This window comes from Sphingomonas sp. Root720, assembly GCF_001428605.1.
Classification (GTDB): domain Bacteria; phylum Pseudomonadota; class Alphaproteobacteria; order Sphingomonadales; family Sphingomonadaceae; genus Rhizorhabdus.
Genome location: NZ_LMID01000015.1, coordinates 331,282 through 348,397, shown reverse-complemented (window position 1 = coordinate 348,397; position 17,116 = coordinate 331,282). Strand labels below are relative to the sequence as shown.

The window sequence follows — 17,116 nt, the reverse complement described above, 5'->3', positions numbered from 1 at the left end:
GCGATGCAAATGGGATATTAACATGGATCAAGATGCAGGAACCCGGGGGAAATCAAGAATATCTTTTTGGCGGTCCGCCGCCGAAACCAGTGAAACTATTGCGTTGCAACATCGTTCTGGACTCCCGCAGCGGGGGAAGAGTTGGACAAGGAAGCGATGCGCGGGATGCAGGAACAAATCCGCTCGATCTTCGAAACCGGTGGCGATCAGCCATCGCTTTCCAGGATTCGCCACATCGCCGTGATCGGCAACGCCCTGCCGCGCCGGTGCGGGCTCGCAACCTTCACGTCGCATGTCGTCGATGCGCTCCATGCGCGCTTCCCCGACCTGATCGTCGATCATTATGCCATGGATGACGGATCGGGGGTCGCCTATCCCGACGGCGTCCGGACGATCCCCGCCGACGATCCGGCCGGCTACCGCCTGGCGGCGGGGCTGATCGAGGCGAGCGGCGCCCAGGCGATCTGGCTCCAGCATGAGTTCGGCATCTTCGGCGGCGAGGCGGGAGACCATATCCTCCGCCTCGTCGAGCGGTCGACCCTGCCGCTCATCGCCACGCTGCACACCGTCCTCGAAACGCCGTCCCCGGCGGAGCGCACGGTGTTCGAGGCGCTGTTGCGGCGCGCATCCCACCTGATCGTGATGGCCGAGCGGGGCCGCCGCATCCTGCAGGAGGTCTATGGGGTGGAGGCCGAGCGGATCGCCGTCATCCCCCATGGCGTGCCCGACCGCGCTTATGTCGACCCCGAGGCCGCGAAGGCAGCCCTGGGCTTTGCCGGGCGGAAGATCGTCATGACCTTCGGGCTGCTCGCGCCCGACAAGGGTATCGACGTCATGATCGACGCGATGCCGGCGATCGTCGCCGCCCATCCCGAGTGCTGCTATCTCGTCATCGGCGCGACCCATCCCAACCTCGTGCGCGAGCGGGGCGAGGCCCATCGCGAAGCGCTGGCGGCACGGGCCGAGGCGCTGGGGGTTGCCCGCCATATCCGCTTCATCGACGCCTTTCTGGAGCAGGAAGACCTGCTCGACTGGCTCGAGGCCTGCGATGTCTACGTGACCCCCTATCTCAACATGGCGCAGATCACCTCGGGAACATTGTCCTATGCGATCGGCCTCGGAAAGCCGGTCGTATCGACGCCCTATCTCCACGCCGTGGAGCTGCTGGCCGACGGGCATGGCGTGCTGGTCCCCCCGCGCGATTCGGAGGCGCTCGCCGACGCGGTGAACGCCTTGCTGGGCGATGACGAAGGGCGCGACGCGCTGGCACAGCGCGCTTATGGGCTCGGGCGCAGGCTGCTATGGCCCAAGGCCGTCGAACGGGCGCTGGCCCTGATCGGATCGGCCGACGAGATACGTCCCCGCGCCCATCTGTTCGCGCGCAAGCGGGTGCCGTCGGTGCCCCAGCTCGGCGCGCTGATGCGGATGACCGACGCGACGGGCCTATACCAGCATGGCATCCACACGATCCCCGACCGCAACCACGGCTATTGCATCGACGACAATGCGCGGGCGCTGATCCTGACCTGCCGGATCGAGGGCGGCGACCGCGATGCGATCGCCCGGCTGGCCTCGACCTATGCCGCCTTCGTCCACCATGGCTGGAATGCCGATCGCGGTCGTTTCCGCAACTTCATGGGCTTCGACCGGCGCTGGTGCGAGGACGAGGGGTCCGAGGACAGCAACGGCCGCACGCTGTGGGCGCTCGGCTGCGCCGCGGCGCACGGCACCGCGGTCGGCATCCGCGACTGGGCGGCCGCGCTGTTCGGCGAGGCGGCGCCGCTGGCCGACGCCCTGGTCTCGCCGCGAGCCCGCGCCTTCGCGGCGCTGGGCGCGGCGGAGATGCTGTCCGTCCAGCCCGGCGACGCACGCGCGATGGCGATCCTCAAGGAGACGGCCGAGCTGCTGAAGAACCTGCTGGCCACGTCGCGCCGGCCCGACTGGGCCTGGTTCGAGGCCGTGCTCGCCTATGACAACGCCCGCTTGCCCGAGGCGCTGATCAGGGCGGGCGTCGTGCTCGGCGACCGGGCGGCGATCGACATCGGCCTGGAAACGCTCGAATGGATCTGCGCGGTGCAGACCAATGCGCGCGGCGCCTTCCGGCCGGTCGGGACCGACAGCTTCCATCGGCCCCATGCGCCCCCGCTGCCCTACGACCAGCAGCCGCTGGAGGCGCAGGCGACCATCGACGCCTGCGTCGCGGCCTTCGCCGTAACCGGCGATCCGCAATGGGGCGACCTCGCCTGGCGCGCCTATGGATGGTTCATGGGCGACAATGATCTCGGCCTGTCGCTGGCCGACGGCGTCGACGGCGGATGCTTCGACGGGCTGATGCCGCACGGGGTCAATCGCAACCAGGGCGCGGAGTCGATCCTGGCGCTGCAACTCGCCAATGTCGCCATGATCTCGCTTTCCAAGGATCTCGAAGCTAGAAAGACGCGTGACGCTGCCTGACTATCATAGGCAGTGGCGCTATTCCGGTCCCAGAGATTCGCGGGAGCCCATGATCACGCCTTATACCCATTCGCTCCGCCTCTCCGCCGATGCATCGCGGGTCGTCGTGCGGCCCTTCCACCTCTCCTGGGAAACCAATGGCTCCGAGCCCGGCCGTGCCCAGCGGCTCGTCCAGGCGGTGCTCGACATGGACATGGAGGAGACGCGGCGGCAGCTCCACCTCGTGCTCGCCGATTTCGAGGCGCGCCACTGGCAGACGCGGCGGGTTTTCGCGACCCGATTCGATCAGATCCAGACGCTGCTCGACCTCGACCTGCCCGACATCGGCGACGAGAAGCGGCAGCTGATCGGCGCCTATTTCTGCCACGAATACAGCTATGCCGCCGCCGCGCTGATGAATCCCAGCGTCGTGCCGCACCCCGACCAGAGCGGACTGTCGCCGGCCACGCTGCGCATCCTCATGTCGCTGCGCGCGGTGGGCGAGGGGCATATCAGCTCGGTCGCCTTCCGCGAGGGGCTGATCACCTCCGACTGCGAGCTGATCCTGGCGCCCGAACCGCCCTTCGCCACCGCCGCCGACGCCCCCGACGCGGACGGCGTCTACGATCTCGACGGCCCGACCACCGTCTACCGCCACAAGGACAGCACGCTGTCCGGCACGGTGATCTTCCCGATCACCCCGGCGCAGCGCAACGGTCTGGAGGATCTGCGGCTGACGCTGTTCACCCATGACGACGGCAGCAGCGAATATATCGGAACCTACACCGCCTATTCGGGGCGGGAGATCCAGTCCGAGCTGATGCGGACCCGCGACTTCCGTGCGATCGACCTCGTGCCGATCCGGGGGGCGGCGGCCCGCAACAAGGGCATGGCGCTGTTCCCCCGCAAGATCGGCGGCCGCTACATGATGATCGGACGGCAGGACGGGCAGAACCTGTTCCTGCTCGATTCCGACCAGGTCGACGCCTGGGAGGACGGCGATCTCCTGCTCAAGCCGGTCTATCCGTGGGAATTCGTCCAGATCGGCAATTGCGGCCCGCCGATCGAGCTCGACGAGGGCTGGCTGCTGCTGACGCACGGCGTCGGTGCGATGCGCAAATATGCGATCGGGGCGGTGCTGCTCGACAAGAAGGACCCGTCGAAGCTGCTCGGCCGGACGGCGGAGCCGATCCTCGCCGCCCACGACCATGATCGCGAGGGCTATGTGCCCAACGTGGTCTATACCTGCGGCGCGCTGCGCCATGGCGACCAGATCTTCCTGCCCTACGGCGTCGCCGACAGCTCGGTCGCCTTCGCCTTCGTGCCGATCGACGAGCTGCTGGCGAAGATGTCCTGACGGGCGTCCGCACAGCGCCATCGCTAAAGGAAAAGGGCGCGGAACCCTGCGGTCCCGCGCCCTTCCGTCCCGGTCCGATCGCGGGCGATCAGAAGTTGGCGGTCAGGCCCAGCGAGAAGCTGCGGCCGACCTTGTAGCGGTTCAGGTAGATCGTGTTGGCGCCGGCCTTCTGGAACTCCTTATAGGGGGTTCCGGTCAGGTTGCGGGCCTCGATCTTCAGCTCCATGTCGGTGTTCAGCAGCTTGAAGCCCTGGCGGCCGACGAGGTCGAGCCGGAAACCCGGCTTTTCCTTGATGTCGGGCTGACGCAGCGTACCCTGGATCGGGCCGCGGTTGGTCACGCGCTCGCTCGCATAGTTGAGCAGCACCGTGACCTGCGACAGGCGCTCGGTGTCCTCGAAGCTCATCTGCACGTTGGCGATGTGATCGGACTGGCCGGTCAGCGGCGCGCCGTCGCGGAACAGCGTGTCGGCCGCCACCGGGGACAGGTCCGGACCGATCACGATCGAGTCGTCGACCTTCAGCTTCGACTGGGTCCAGGTATAGTTGGCGATCAGGACCAGCCGCTTGGAGGCGAAGAACGCCCCGCCGAGCGTGTCGAGGGCGAAATGCTTCTCGGCCTCGATCTCGGCGCCGTAGAGCTGCGCTTCCGGCGCGTTGGCGAAGCCGGTGCGGAGCACGCCGCCGCCGGCGAAGAAGGCGGCCGCCTCGATCGGATTGTCGATCTTCTTGTAGAAGCCGGCCAGCGACAGGCGCTGGTTCCGGTCGAAATACCATTCGTAGCGCGCCTCGGCATTGGTGAGCCGCGAGTCGACCAGGAAAGGGTTGCCGGTGAACTGGCGGTCGCTGTCGAAGTCCTGGTAGATCTGGCGCGCCAGCTCGCGGAACTGCGGACGGGCGACGGTCTTCGAGGCGGCGATGCGGAACTGCATGTCGTCGTTGAAATTATAGGTCAGCGTCAGCGCCGGCAGGAAGTAGCTCTTCGAGAGGTTGGTGGCCGCGCCGGCGTCGGGGGTGACCGTCTGCTTGGCGTCCTCGTAGCGCACGCCGCCCTGCACGCGCAGGCCGTTGTCGAACTCGATCTCCGCCTGGCCATAGCCCGCGTGGATCTCGAGTCCGGCGTCATAGGCCCGCGATCCCTCGGCGCCCGACACGTCGCGCAGCTGAATGTTGTAGGCGTAGATATTATAGTCGGACAGCAGATAGTCGGGCCGTTCCTGCGCGACACCCTGGCCCAGCGCCCCCGCCGGGCGGAAGAACTGGAACTGGTAGCGTTCGGACTGGCGCTTGGTCTTGTTGTAGGCGTAGCCGGCGGTCAGCGTGCCCTTGAGCGCGCCGTCCAGCTTGTAGCCCACGTCGGCGCTGCCGGCGTAGACGTCCTCGTTCAGATCGCTGAACGCGATGTCGGCCGACTGGCCGCCCGACGCCAGGTTGTTGATATAGTCGCCGATGGCGGCGTTGTAGTTGTAGGAGAAGCTGCGCTCATACGGGCTCTCGCGCTGCGAATTGGCATAGGTGCCGCGCAGGTCGATGCTGAGCTTGTCGAAGCGTAGCTCGGCGACGCCCTGGGTATCGATCAGCTGGCGCTCGAACCAGTAGGTGTTCTGCTTGATCACCGACGCCGGCAGGGTCGGATCCTGGTCCTCGACGCTGCGGTTGTAGCCGGCCGACAGGCGGCCCTGCTTGACGGTGTCGCGGATGAACAGGTTGGTCCAGCGGAACTTGTGGTCGTTCACCTCGGCGCCGAGGCCGAGCAGACCGTTCACGGTGACGTGATTGTCGGTGATGACGGTCTGGAACTGGGTCTGCGGGATGCCCGCGAGGCCGGGGTCGATCGACGACTGCTGGAGCACGTCGCGCGTCCGCCAGCTGTTGTTGTAGCCGAAGGCGGCGAGCACGCCGACCCGGCCGCTGTCGGTCTCTACCGAGGTGCCGCCGGTCAGGTCGGCCGAGAAATTCGCGGGGATGTTCTTGTTGCGCTGGAGCAGCGCGGTGTCCGCATTGTTGAGGCTGGCGGCGAAACCCTGCAGGTCCTGCGCGCTGTAGGTCGAGCCCTGGACGATCGGGATCGTGCCCGAATTCTTGATCGCGGTCTTCAGGCCCTTGGGAATGTCGCGGGTGCCGTCGTCGAAGCCGAACCAGTCATAGTCCGAGCCATAATAGGTGTAGCCGAGATTGCCGGTCGTCTCGCTGTCGCCCGCGATCGAGCCGCCGATCGACAGGAAAGGCTCGGTCGGGATCGCCTTGGTGGTCAGGTTGATCACGCCGCCGCCGAACTCGCCCGGATAATTGGCCGAATAGCTCTTCTGGACGAGCGAGGAGGCGAGGATGCTGGTGGGGAACAGGTCGAGCGGCACGACCCGCTTGAGCGGCTCGGGGCTGGGCAGCGGCGAGCCGTTGAGCAGCGCCAGCGAGTAGCGGTCGCCGAGGCCGCGGACATAGACGAAGCCGTTGCCGACCACCGACAGGCCGGTGACGCGCTGGAGCGCGCCGGCGATGTCGCCGTCGCCGGTGCGGGCGATGTCGGCCGAGGAGAGGACCGAGACGACCTGCGGGGTCGCGCGGATCGTGTTCTGCTGCCGCCGGCCGGTGACGATGATGTCGCGCGCCGACGGCGCGCCGAGCGTCGAGATCTCGACCTGCTCTTCGGGCTCGTCGGTCGGTAGCTGGGCGGCGGGCGGGCTGGCGGGTGCCGGCGCGGACGGGGCGGTCGCCTGCGCGAGCAGCGCCGCCGGCGACATCAACGCCGTCGAAAGAAGGAGAAGACGCCCGAAGGCGAGAGGGTTCTTCATGGTGGGTCCCCGTTCACAATGTGCGAACGGGCGGCGAACGCTTCCGCGACCGCCGCCCGTATCATCGTCTAAGCGCCGGTCAGTTCGGGATCGCGGTGCAGGCCCCGCTGGTGCTGCCGAACGACGCGGTCGAGGAGTTGCAGGTCCAGCCGGCATACCAGGTGTCGGTCGCGTCCCGCACCGCGCCGATATACGACGTGGTGGCGAAGAAGCTGCCGAGCGTCTTGGCGTCGAACGCCGGCACCGCGGCCTCGTTGGCGCCGTTGATGAAGGTGCCGGTGAGCGAGGCGGTGAAGCCCGGCTTGTTGTTGGTGCCGGAGGTGAAGATCGTCTGGACCGCCGCTTCGTTGCCGTCGGCGCGGTAGTTGCCGCCCGAGCAGGCGAAGGCGACCGAGTTGAACTTCGGCGGGCCGACATCGTCGAGTGCCGCATCGGCGGCGCGCGTCGTGGTGCCGGCGGTCTCGTCGATGTCGAGGCAGGCGCCGGTGCCGGTGACGACGCCGTTGACCATCGTATAGTCGGTGCCGCCGCGCAGCAGCATCACGTTGCCGCCCTGCACGGTCGAGCGCTGGACGAAGGTGAAGTTGGCGAGGCGGGTGTTCTGGCGCGGGGTGGCGTCCTCGTTGCCGTTCGAGTCGGCCTCGATCATCGAGTCGCCGTTCGAGCTGTCGCGCTGCACGCCGATCACGAACTGGATGAAGCCCTTATAGCCCAGGTCGGTGTCGAGCCCGTCGTCGTCGGCGCCGGTGATCACCAGATATTTCAGGTTGGCGCGGCCGCCGAAGATCTCGATGCCGTCGTCCGAGCTGTTGTGGATCTGGATATGGTCGAGGGTGGTGCCGCTGCCCACGCCACCGAGGGTCAGGCCCTGGAGCTCGTTGCCCGGCGCGATCGCGAAGCCCGAATAGCGGATCTGGACATATTGCAGCGTGCCGCTGTTGTCGGCCGCCTGGTCGCCGCCGTAGAGCGAGCTGGTGGTGCCTTCGATGACCTGCTGGCACTGGGCCGAGCCGCCGGCGACTGCGGTGTTGCAATCCGAGATCGGTGCGCGGCCGAGCATGATGATGCCGCCCCACAGGCCCTGGCTGCTGTCGGTGGTCGTTCCCAGGACGTTGTCGCGGGCGGTGAAGACGATCGGCGAGGAAGCGGTGCCGATCGCGTTCAGGCGCGAGCCGCGGTTGACGACCAGATAGTCGTTGCCCGACGAGGCGAAGATGGTGACGCCCGGCTGGACGGTGAGGGTGACGCGCTGGCCGCCGGCGGCCGCGCCGTCGCCGCCGATGTCGGTGCCGACATTGACCGGACCCGAGAGCGAGTAGATCACGCCCGGCAGCTTCTGCAGCGTGTAGTCGGCGGTCAGCCGGCCCGAGATCTCGCAGTTGCGGAAGGCGGTGGTGACGGTGCCGCGGTCGATCGTGCCGGTCGGGCAGCTTGCGGCGGCCTGGCCCGGGGTGGGGGTCGGCGTCGGGGTCGGGGTGGGCGTCGGCGTGGGGGTGGGCGTCGGCGTGATGATCGTGCCTTCACCCGGCGAAGCGACGTCGTCGGCACCGCCGCAGGCGGTGACCGCCAGCGCACAGCCGAGCATCAGGATGGTGCGAAACTTCTTCATGATTGCCCCTCTTGTTGGACCAAGGGGCGCCCGACTGTCGGTCACGCCCTTCGGATCCCGCTCCTAGAGAGGCTGAATGGCGGCTCGATTACGTCCTTGTGACAGTTCGGCGACAGCTGCCCGGCGGTCAGGCATGATCGGGCCAGGGGCGTTCGCGATACCATTTGGTGATGACGTATTTGGCGCCCCGCCGAACCTTCATCCCGCAGTGCAACGTCCAGTCGTTGGGCCGGCCGGACCGGTCGATATTGGCCCAAACCACCAGTTTTCCTTGTTCGGGCGGAATGATCTTCTCGAGCCGGCGGAAGCGGGTGGCCCCGCCGGCGCCGGGCTCGTTCAGATAGATCATCGCGGTCCAGCTGCGCTGGCCGGTCTGCCCGCAATGGGTGAGATAATCGAAGCCGGTCGGCTCGAAATAATCGGTATGGTCGCGGAATTCGTCGCCGATGTCATATTTCTGGCCCTGGATCGGCTCCCCGAGTCGCGGGTCGATGCCGAGCGATTCGGCGATCCTGGCGTCGATCGCCTGCGCCAGCGCGCTGCGCGGGTCGAGGTCGCAGGTCTTGCTGGTCCGGAAGGCGGCGACGCCCTGGTCGTCGGCGATCGTCGACGGCCGGTTGTCGCGGTCGATCAGCGCGACCAGCTCGGCGCAGGTTTCGGCCGGCAGGAAGTCGCGGATCACGAACAGCTCGGCCCTGGTGCCGGGCAGCTTTTGTGCGCCGCGGGACTTCAAATGATCGGCGACGGAGGAGATCGGATCGGTCATGGCAAAGCCTGCCTAGCGCGGGCCGGCCCTGTCGCGCCATGGCCGTCGTCATCGTCCTGCAATATGAGCGTGACGAATCCGCCACTTTTCCATCACGGCGCGGGCCGGACGCTCCGTGCCGCCACCCGCTCGAACGCGGCGGTCAGGCGCGGCAGCACCGGGCAATGGCCAGGCGGGAGCGGCGCGCCGAGGTGGAGGTGGCGCAGCTCGGCCATGAAATCCCCGACCAGCGCCGGGCCGCCTTCCTCCATGACCTGCTGGCGGATCGCCAGCGCGGGGGTGGTCGGCAGGTGGCGGCGGCCCCAGGCGCCCATCTCGACCAGCAGCGGCACCAGATCGATGCCCCTGTCGGTCAGGCTGTAGACCGCCTTCTGCCTGTGGCTGGGATCGTCGCGCCTCGACAATATCCCGAGCGCGACCAGCCGCTTCAGCCGGTTGGCGAGGATGTTCGAGGCGATGCGCTCCTCCGAGGCCGACAGCAGCTCGCGATAATGGCGGCGATTGCCGAACATGATGTCGCGGATGATGATCAGGCTCCAGCGATCGCCGATCACTTCCAGGGTCAGGTTGATCGGGCAGCCGGATCGGCCGGGAGAGATATCCATCGCCATGACCGCTTGCGAAGTACAACCGGTTTGGGTAGATCGCAACTGCTTGCAGATCGAAATCAGTCTGGAGATGGATCATGAACAAGGTTCGCGGGGCGGCTTTCTCGATCTCGCTCGACGGTTACGGCGCCGGGCCCGACCAGAGCCTCGACGATCCGCTCGGCAAGCGCGGGCCCGAACTCCATCAATGGTTTTTCGGCACGCGCAGCTTCCAGGCGATGATCGGCCGGGACGGCGGCGATACCGACAGTGTCGACGAGGGCTATGCGCGCCGGTCGATGGAGGGCTTCGGGGCGTTCATCCTCGGTCGCAACATGTTCGGCCCGGTGCGCGGGCCCTGGGGCGGCGGCGACTGGAAGGGCTGGTGGGGCGACAACCCGCCCTATCATGCGCCGACCTTCGTCCTGACCCATCATCCCCGCGATCCGATCGTGATGGAGGGCGGCACCGTCTTCCATTTCGTCACCGAGGGGATCGAGGCGGCGCTCGAGCAGGCCAGGGCGGCGGCCGGTCCGCTCGACGTCAAGATCGGCGGCGGCGTCTCGACCCTGCGCCAATATCTGACGGCCGGGCTGGTCGACGACCTGCATCTGGCGGTGTCGCCGGTGCTGCTGGGCCGGGGCGAGTCGCTGTTCGCGGGGCTCGATCTGCCGGCGCTCGGCTACAGGGTGGTGTCGAGCGAAGCGGGCGAGGGCGCCCGGCATGTCACCATCGGACGATAGGAACGCGACCATGGCGATCCAGCTCTATGCGCATCCCTTTTCCTCCTACTGCCAGAAGGCGAAGGCCGCCTTCTACGAGAAGGGCATCGCCTTCGAGGAGATGATGCTCGACGGCAGCGAACCGGTGGCGAGCGCGTTCGCCGCGCTCTGGCCGATCGGGAAATTCCCGGTCGCGGTCGACGACGGACGGCTGATATTCGAGGCGACCGGAATCATCGAGCATATCGAGGCGCGCTTCCCGGACGCGCCGCGCCTGATTCCCGCCGATCCGCTGGCCGCGGCCGAGGTGCGGATGTGGGACCGCTTCTTCGACAACCATGTCGCCTATCCGCAGCAGCGCCTCGTCTATAGCGCCATCGGTCGCGAGCATGACGATGGCGGCGACCGGTGGCGCGCGGCGCTCGACACCGCCTATGCGCTGCTCGACGAGCGGATGAAGGACCGCGAATGGGCGGCGGGCGATTTCAGCCTGGCCGACTGCGCGGCGGCACCGCAGCTGCTCTATGCCGACTGGAGCCATGCGATCCCGGAGCGATATGCGGCGCTGCGGGCCTATCGCGCCCGGCTGCTCGCCCGGCCGAGCTATGCCCGCGCGCTCGGCGAGGCGCGGCCGTTCCGCCATTATTTTCCGCTCGGCGCGCCAGAGGGGCGCGACTGAGCCGCGCTCGTTCCTCCCTCTCCCTGTGCCGGGGAGGAACCGAAGAGCCTACCGTGCTTCCTTGCGCCGGCTGAGCGCGGCGATGCACGAGGCGCGGTCGATGTCCTCGCCGGTCGGCAGGCGCGCATCGACATGGGTGACGACGGGCTCGCGCCCCGGCGCCGGCGGATAGAGATAGGCATCGAGCACGCAGACGCCGCTGGCATATTGCAGCTTGCGCGCCGGATCCTCGCGGATGTCCTGATCGGGGGTGCCGAACAGGCTGATCAGCGCGCGGGCATCGCGGCCCAGCACACGGTCGAGCCCGGCCTCGGCCCGCGTCGGCGGCGGCGGGGCGGAGACGACGGGGATATGGCCGCCCGGCCCGCAGGCCGCGAGCAGGGCGAGGGGGGCGAGCGGGACGAGGCGGGCGGGACGAAGCATCTTCATGGCGCCCGGCACAGCATCATATCCGCCCGCGCGCAAGCGCCGGGCGGCGGGCCGCTTGGCGCGGACGATCAGCTTCGATAGGGGGAGCGCATGATTCCCCCCCGCTATGATGTCCTCGCGATCGGCAACGCGCTCGTCGACGTGCTGTGCCACAAGGACGACGATTTCGTCGCCGCGCAGGGGCTCCGGCGCGGGCTGATGCAGCCGATCGCGCCCGACCGCGCGGTAACCCTGCACGCGGCGATGGGACGGTGCGAGGAGGTGTGCGGCGGATCGGCGGCCAATACGATGGCGGCACTCGCCCGGCTCGGCCTGCGGCTGGCCTTCGTCGGCCAGGTCGGCGACGACCGGCTCGGCCGCCTGTTTGCGGACGACATGGCGGCCAGCGGGATTGCCTTCCCGCTGCCGCCGATCGACGCGCCGACCGGGCGCTGCCTGATCATCGTCAGCCCCGACGGGCACCGGACGATGAACACCGCGATCGGCGCCTCCGAATATCTGCCGCCGGCCGCCTTCGACAGCGCGATCGCGGCCGATGCGGCGATCCTCTACGTCGAGGGCTATATGTGGCGGACCGACCAGCCGCGCGCGGCCGCCCGCGCCGCGCTCGAGGTCGCCCGCGCCAATCGCCGCCGCACCGCCTTCACCCTGTCGTCCGAATATTGCGTGCAGCAGCATCATGACGATTTCGTCGGCCTGCTCGACGCCGGGTTGATCGATATCCTCTTCGCCAACGAGGGCGAGCTGGCCGAGCTCAGCGGCCGGAGCGGCTTCGAGGCCGGCGTCGCCTGGGCGGCGGCGCGGGTACCGCTGCTGATCGCGACGCGCGGGCCCGACGGGGCGGTCGCGATCGCCGGCGACCAGCGCTTCGAGGCCCCCGCCGAACCCTTCGGGCCGATCGTCGACACCACCGGCGCGGGCGACCTGTTCGCGGCGGGGGTGCTGGCCGGGCTGGCGCGCGATCGCGACCTGCCGGCGGTGCTGCGGATGGGGTCGATCGCGGCCGGGCGGATCATCGCCGAGATGGGGCCGCGGCTGCCCGGCAACGAGGATCTCGCCGCGCTGATCGCCGCGAGGCTCGCCGCTGCCTGAAAAGGAAAGGGCCCGGCTCGCGCCGGGCCCGATGCCTGCCCCGAACGGGCCGTGGCGATGCCGGATCCTAGTCGATCGGCGGCACCGGCTGCGGCGGAATGTCCGGATCGGTCTCGTGCGTCTCGACGAGGCCCTGGCCGAGATGGCTCTTCCGGTAGCCGTACAGATAATAGACGACCAGGCCGATCGCGGCCCAGCCGAAGAACAGCGAGACGGTGTAGACCGACAGGCTGAAGAACAGATAGAGGCAGCCCAGCGTCGCGATCGGCGCGACGATCGTCACCGCCGGGGTGCGGAAGGGGCGCTTGCGGTCCGGATCGGTCCGGCGCAGCACCAGCACCGCGATCGAGACGGCGGCGAAGGCGAACAGCGTGCCCGAGTTGGAGATGTCGGCGAGCGCGCCGACCGGGAACAGCGCCGCGAAGATCGAGACGAAGACGCCGGTCATCATCGTCACGACATGCGGGGTCCGGTAGCGCGGATGGACGCGCGAGAAGACCGCAGGCAGCAGGCCGTCGCGGCTCATCACGAAGAAGATGCGGGTCTGGCCGAACATCATCATCAGGATGACCGAGGGCAGCGCCAGGCCGGCGGCGAGGCCGAGCAGATTGCCGATCTGCGGCCAGCCGATCTCGCGCAGAGTCCAGGCCAGCGCCTCCTTCGAGCAGACCACCTTCGCGTCGCCGATCGCCGAGCAGGCCTGCGCCAGCGCGGGCGAGCCGGTGGGGATGGCGGCGCCCGATGCGTCGAGCATCGGCTGTGCGCCGACGCCGCCGATCACGCCGGCCGCGACCAGCATGTAGAAGATGGTGCAGATGGCGAGCGAACCGATCAGGCCGATCGGCATGTTGCGCTGTGGATTCTTGGTTTCCTCGGCGGCGGTCGAGACCGCGTCGAAGCCGACATAGGCGAAGAAGATCGATGCCGCCGCCGCCGAGATGCCGGCGAAGCCGAGCGGCGCGAAGGGATCGAAATTGTCCATGTTCATCACCGGCAGCGCCAGCACGACGAACACCGTAAGCGCGGCGACCTTGATGCCGACCAGCACCGCGTTGACGGTGGCGCTCTCCTTGGTGCCGAGCACCAGCAGCCAAGTGACGAGCAATGCGATGATCGCCGCCGGGATGTTGACGAGGCCGCCGTCGATCGGACCGAGGATCAGCGCCTTGGGCAGGGTTATCCCGCTCATCGCCTGGAACAGGCCGACGACATAGCCCGACCAGCCGACCGACACGGCCCCCGCCGCGATCGCATATTCGAGGACCAGCGCCCAGCCGACCATCCAGGCGACCAGTTCGCCCATCACGGCGTAGCTGTAGGTATAGGCGGAGCCCGAGACCGGGACCATCGCCGCCATCTCGGCATAGCAGAGCGCGGCGACCGCGCAGACGAAGCCCGCGATCACGAAGGCGAGCATCATGCCGGGGCCCGCCTTCTGCGCGGCCTCGGCGGTGAGAACGAAGATGCCGGTCCCGATGATGCCGCCGATGCCGAGCATGGTCAGCTGGAATGGGCCGAGCGATCGGTGCAGCGACTTCTTCGCTGCGGTGGCGAGAATGGCGTCGAGAGGCTTTACGCGCCCGAATATCATGCGGATGTCCCTTTCATGCCGGGCTTTTATGCGCGGCCGGTCATGGGATGCGGAGCCTAGCCGCTAATTCTTCGCGCGCAACAGAATTGCGCCGGCCCCCGCCACGGCCCTGGGACGCCGGTCCGGCATCGGGTGGAAAAATGCGGGCGCGCTGCTACACGGCCGGCATGAATGCCGTCATCCCGCGCTTTGAAGGCCCGATGCTGTTCGTCCAGACGGCGAGCGGACCGCTCTACGAAACGATGCTGGCGGCGACCGACGCACGCCACCGCGCCTATTGCGCGGCGAACGGGATCGACTTCTGGAGCCATGTCGGCATCCGCCGCGGCTTCCATCCGTGGCAGGCGACCTTCAACCGGGTCCACATGCTCGCCGACCGGCTGGCCGAGGGCTGGGAAGGCTGGTTCCTCTATGTCGACGCCGACGCGGTGATCCGCCAGACCATGTTCGACATCCGCCGCTATCTGGGCAAGCGCGCGCAGCATGCGCTGATCGCCGCGCCGGGGGGCGAGCAGGACTGGAACATCAACGCCGGCGTGCTCTTCCTCAACCTCGGCGACGAGCGCGGCCGGACCATCGCGCAGCGCTGGATCACCGCCGTCGGGCAGGCGGTGTCGGACGAGATGCTCGAGGCCATGGTCGAGCCCTGGGGTCGCCTGCCCGACGGCCGCGACTTTCCCGACGACCAGCATCTGCTGCAGATGGTGCTGCGCGACGACGAGGCGCTCAAGGCGGGCCTGCTGATCGAGCGCGACCCGATCTTCAACTACCGTTCGGGCCGCTTCATCAGCCAGTTCATCCGCGCGACCGGCGCCCCCGAGGACCGGCTGGAGCAGATGCTCCGGATAATGGACGAGAGCAGCTGAGCTCCCGGCCCTAGCCTAGCCGCGCGGTGCGGGGATCATCTCGCGGAACTGACGCCCGCCGAAGATGTGGACGTGGAGGTGGGGAACCTCCTGGTGGCCATGGCCGCCGATATTGGCGAGCAGCCGGTAGCCGGGCGCGGGCAGCCCCGCCTCGCGCGCGACATGGCCGACCGCGCGGACGAAGCCGGCGATCTCGGCGTCGCTCGCCTCGGCGGCGAAATCGTCCCAGGAGACGTAGCGGCCCTTGGGGATCACCAGCAGGTGGACGGGCGCCTGCGGGTTGATGTCGTGGAAGGCGATCGCCCAGTCGTCCTCATAGACCTTCTTCGACGGCAGTTCGCCGCGCAGGATACGCGCGAAGACATTGCCGTCGTCATAGGGCTGGGTGGCGTCGATCGGCATGTGCACTCCTATGGATGGTCGTCACGCGAGCGTAGGCTGGAGTCTCGGGCGAGGCTCGCGACGTCATGGCCGCCTTGCCTCATGAGGTCCCAGCCTGCGCTGGGACGACGCGGATCATTTGCGCCCCGCCTTTTCGGCCAGCCCCGACACGCCCTCGCGGCGGTCGAGCTCGGCCAGCACGTTGGCCAGCGGCACGCCTGCCTGGGCGAGCAGCACCATCAGGTGGAAGAGGAGATCGGCGGCCTCGCCGGTCACGCCCTTCGGGTCGCCGGCCATTGCGGCGATCACCGTCTCGACGGCTTCCTCGCCCAGCTTCTGCGCGATCTTGGGCATGCCCTTCGCGAACAGCGAGGCGACATAGGATGTCGACGGATCGGCGGCGCGTCGCGCGGCGATGGTCGATTCGAGCTGTTCGAGGGTAGCGGTCATGCTGCCGCTTCAAGCGTGCCGGCGCGGCAAGGTCAATCGCCGAAACGCCGAACCCCCGCCCGTCCTGCGCCGTCGGAGAGACGGCGGAGGGCGGGCGGGGGCTGGATAAGCAGAGCAACGCTACAGGGGAAAAGCAAACTCGAACGCTAGAAACTCAACACCACGCACTCAAACGCCACAGGCGCCTCATGGTTCACGGCGCCTGCGACTCGCGAAGCGGCCGATCAGCACCCCCGCGACCGCAACCAGAAACAGCACCAGCGCACTCGGCTGCGGAACGTCCTGCAACCACGCCGTCACCCTATCGAGCTGCGCCCAGGCGGGAGAGGCGATCACGACGGCGGTGGTCAACGCAACAACCCCCCGGAATGCGGAACTCACCATCGGACCATCCTCCCCCGCCTCCGCCCCCAGGCGAGAGGAATTACGGGTTCACAGGATATCAAAGCCAGAATCGTGCCAGTTTGCAGAAAGGCTGGATTCGAAGGGATTCGAGACCGGGATGCGCGAGGGGGCGATGGGGCGGTGTAAAGAAACCCGACGATCGGCGGGCGCTCCGGCGGCGTGGCTCGCCGGGGTGACGGTGGGTGGCGAGAAGGGCGGCCACGAAAAAGGGGGCCGGGATCGCTCCCGGCCCCCTTCGGAGCTTGCGCTGGTCGGGCGATCAGGCGCCGGCGACGTCCGCCACGTCGATCTTGACGCCCGGGCCCATGGTCGAGCTGACCGCGGCCTTCTTGAGGTACTTGCCCTTGGCGCCGGTCGGCTTCGCCTTGACGATCGCATCGACGAAGGCGTCGAAATTGGCGCGCAGGTCCTCGGCCGGGAAGCTGGCCTTGCCGATGCCCGAATGGATGATGCCGGCCTTCTCGACGCGGAACTCCACCTGGCCGCCCTTGGCCGCCTTGACGGCTTCGGCGACGTTCATCGTCACGGTGCCGAGCTTCGGGTTCGGCATCAGGCCCTTCGGACCCAGGATCTTGCCGAGACGACCGACCAGACCCATCATGTCCGGGGTCGCGATGCAGCGGTCGAAATCGACCGTGCCGCCCTGGATCGTCTCGAGCAGGTCCTCGGCACCGACGACCTCGGCACCGGCGGCCTTGGCTTCGTCGGCCTTGGCGCCGCGCGCGAACACGCCGACGCGGACGTCCTTGCCGGTGCCCTTGGGCAGGGTCACGACGCCGCGGACCATCTGGTCGGCGTGGCGCGGATCGACACCGAGGTTCAGCGCGACTTCGATCGTCTCGTCGAACTTCGAGGTGGCGTTGGTCTTGGCGAGGGCGATCGCGGCATCGATGTCGTAGAGCTTGTCGCGATCGACCGAGGTCGCCTGGTTCTTCTGCTTCTTGCTGAGCTTGGCCAT

At 68.1% G+C, this 17,116-nt stretch carries 16 protein-coding genes; 6 read left to right on the top strand and 10 right to left on the bottom strand.

What is annotated here, in order from left to right; genetic code table 11:
- Window positions 1-165 precede the first annotated feature (165 nt).
- Window positions 166-2,454, top strand: coding sequence for a glycosyltransferase family 4 protein (locus ASE22_RS23830; RefSeq protein WP_056366175.1), 2,289 nt, complete (start codon window positions 166-168; stop codon window positions 2,452-2,454).
- A gap of 49 nt (window positions 2,455-2,503) precedes the next feature.
- Entirely contained in the window at window positions 2,504-3,790 is a 1,287-nt protein-coding gene (locus ASE22_RS23825) for a glycoside hydrolase family 130 protein (protein WP_056365623.1), read from the top strand.
- 88 nt (window positions 3,791-3,878) lie between these two features.
- Here ASE22_RS23825 and ASE22_RS23820 read toward each other — a convergent pair whose 3' ends face one another.
- From ASE22_RS23820 to ASE22_RS23805, 4 genes are all read right to left on the bottom strand, one after another.
- The gene (locus ASE22_RS23820) at window positions 3,879-6,581 is read right to left on the bottom strand and encodes a TonB-dependent receptor domain-containing protein (protein ID WP_056365620.1); all 2,703 of its coding nucleotides are present in this window, start codon (window positions 6,579-6,581) and stop codon (window positions 3,879-3,881) included.
- Between the two features lie 79 nt (window positions 6,582-6,660).
- Window positions 6,661-8,190, bottom strand: coding sequence for a hypothetical protein (locus ASE22_RS23815; RefSeq protein WP_056365618.1), 1,530 nt, complete (start codon window positions 8,188-8,190; stop codon window positions 6,661-6,663).
- Window positions 8,191-8,317: 127 nt separating this feature from the next.
- Entirely contained in the window at window positions 8,318-8,956 is a 639-nt protein-coding gene (locus tag ASE22_RS23810) for a prolyl hydroxylase family protein (protein ID WP_056365615.1), read from the bottom strand.
- Between the two features lie 92 nt (window positions 8,957-9,048).
- Complete coding sequence (locus ASE22_RS23805) at window positions 9,049-9,567, bottom strand: winged helix-turn-helix transcriptional regulator (protein WP_082545568.1); 519 nt, start codon at window positions 9,565-9,567, stop codon at window positions 9,049-9,051.
- Between the two features lie 74 nt (window positions 9,568-9,641).
- Here ASE22_RS23805 and ASE22_RS23800 point away from each other — a divergent pair, with 74 nt between their 5' ends.
- Together ASE22_RS23800 and ASE22_RS23795 are read left to right on the top strand one after the other, a co-directional pair.
- Entirely contained in the window at window positions 9,642-10,286 is a 645-nt protein-coding gene (locus ASE22_RS23800; RefSeq protein ID WP_056365612.1) for a dihydrofolate reductase family protein, read from the top strand.
- A gap of 10 nt (window positions 10,287-10,296) precedes the next feature.
- A complete protein-coding gene (locus ASE22_RS23795) occupies window positions 10,297-10,944 on the top strand; it encodes a glutathione S-transferase family protein (protein ID WP_414885939.1) in 648 nt (215 codons plus the stop codon).
- A 48-nt stretch (window positions 10,945-10,992) separates the two neighbouring features.
- On the opposite strand, the gene ASE22_RS23790 is transcribed toward ASE22_RS23795, so the two are convergent.
- Window positions 10,993-11,373, bottom strand: a complete 381-nt coding sequence (locus ASE22_RS23790; protein WP_056366169.1) for a hypothetical protein — start codon at window positions 11,371-11,373, stop codon at window positions 10,993-10,995.
- A 90-nt stretch (window positions 11,374-11,463) separates the two neighbouring features.
- Here ASE22_RS23790 and ASE22_RS23785 point away from each other — a divergent pair, with 90 nt between their 5' ends.
- Window positions 11,464-12,465, top strand: a complete 1,002-nt coding sequence (locus ASE22_RS23785) for an adenosine kinase (RefSeq protein ID WP_056365606.1) — start codon at window positions 11,464-11,466, stop codon at window positions 12,463-12,465.
- 67 nt (window positions 12,466-12,532) lie between these two features.
- On the opposite strand, the gene ASE22_RS23780 is transcribed toward ASE22_RS23785, so the two are convergent.
- The gene (locus ASE22_RS23780; protein WP_056365603.1) at window positions 12,533-14,056 is read right to left on the bottom strand and encodes an amino acid permease; all 1,524 of its coding nucleotides are present in this window, start codon (window positions 14,054-14,056) and stop codon (window positions 12,533-12,535) included.
- A 167-nt stretch (window positions 14,057-14,223) separates the two neighbouring features.
- Between ASE22_RS23780 and ASE22_RS23775 the strand changes: the two genes are divergently transcribed.
- Window positions 14,224-14,922 (top strand): hypothetical protein, encoded by a 699-nt coding sequence (locus tag ASE22_RS23775; RefSeq protein WP_156397270.1) that lies wholly within the window; start codon window positions 14,224-14,226, stop codon window positions 14,920-14,922.
- 15 nt (window positions 14,923-14,937) lie between these two features.
- Here the strand turns inward: ASE22_RS23775 and ASE22_RS23770 are convergent, their stop codons facing one another.
- The 4 genes from ASE22_RS23770 to rplA form a co-directional block, all read right to left on the bottom strand.
- Window positions 14,938-15,324, bottom strand: coding sequence for a histidine triad nucleotide-binding protein (locus ASE22_RS23770; protein WP_056365596.1), 387 nt, complete (start codon window positions 15,322-15,324; stop codon window positions 14,938-14,940).
- Window positions 15,325-15,438: 114 nt separating this feature from the next.
- Entirely contained in the window at window positions 15,439-15,753 is a 315-nt protein-coding gene (locus ASE22_RS23765; protein ID WP_056365594.1) for a phosphoribosyl-ATP diphosphatase, read from the bottom strand.
- Window positions 15,754-15,939: 186 nt separating this feature from the next.
- Window positions 15,940-16,137, bottom strand: a complete 198-nt coding sequence (locus ASE22_RS23760) for a PEP-CTERM sorting domain-containing protein (protein WP_056365593.1) — start codon at window positions 16,135-16,137, stop codon at window positions 15,940-15,942.
- Window positions 16,138-16,417: 280 nt separating this feature from the next.
- Entirely contained in the window at window positions 16,418-17,116 is a 699-nt protein-coding gene (gene rplA, locus ASE22_RS23755) for a 50S ribosomal protein L1 (protein WP_056365591.1), read from the bottom strand.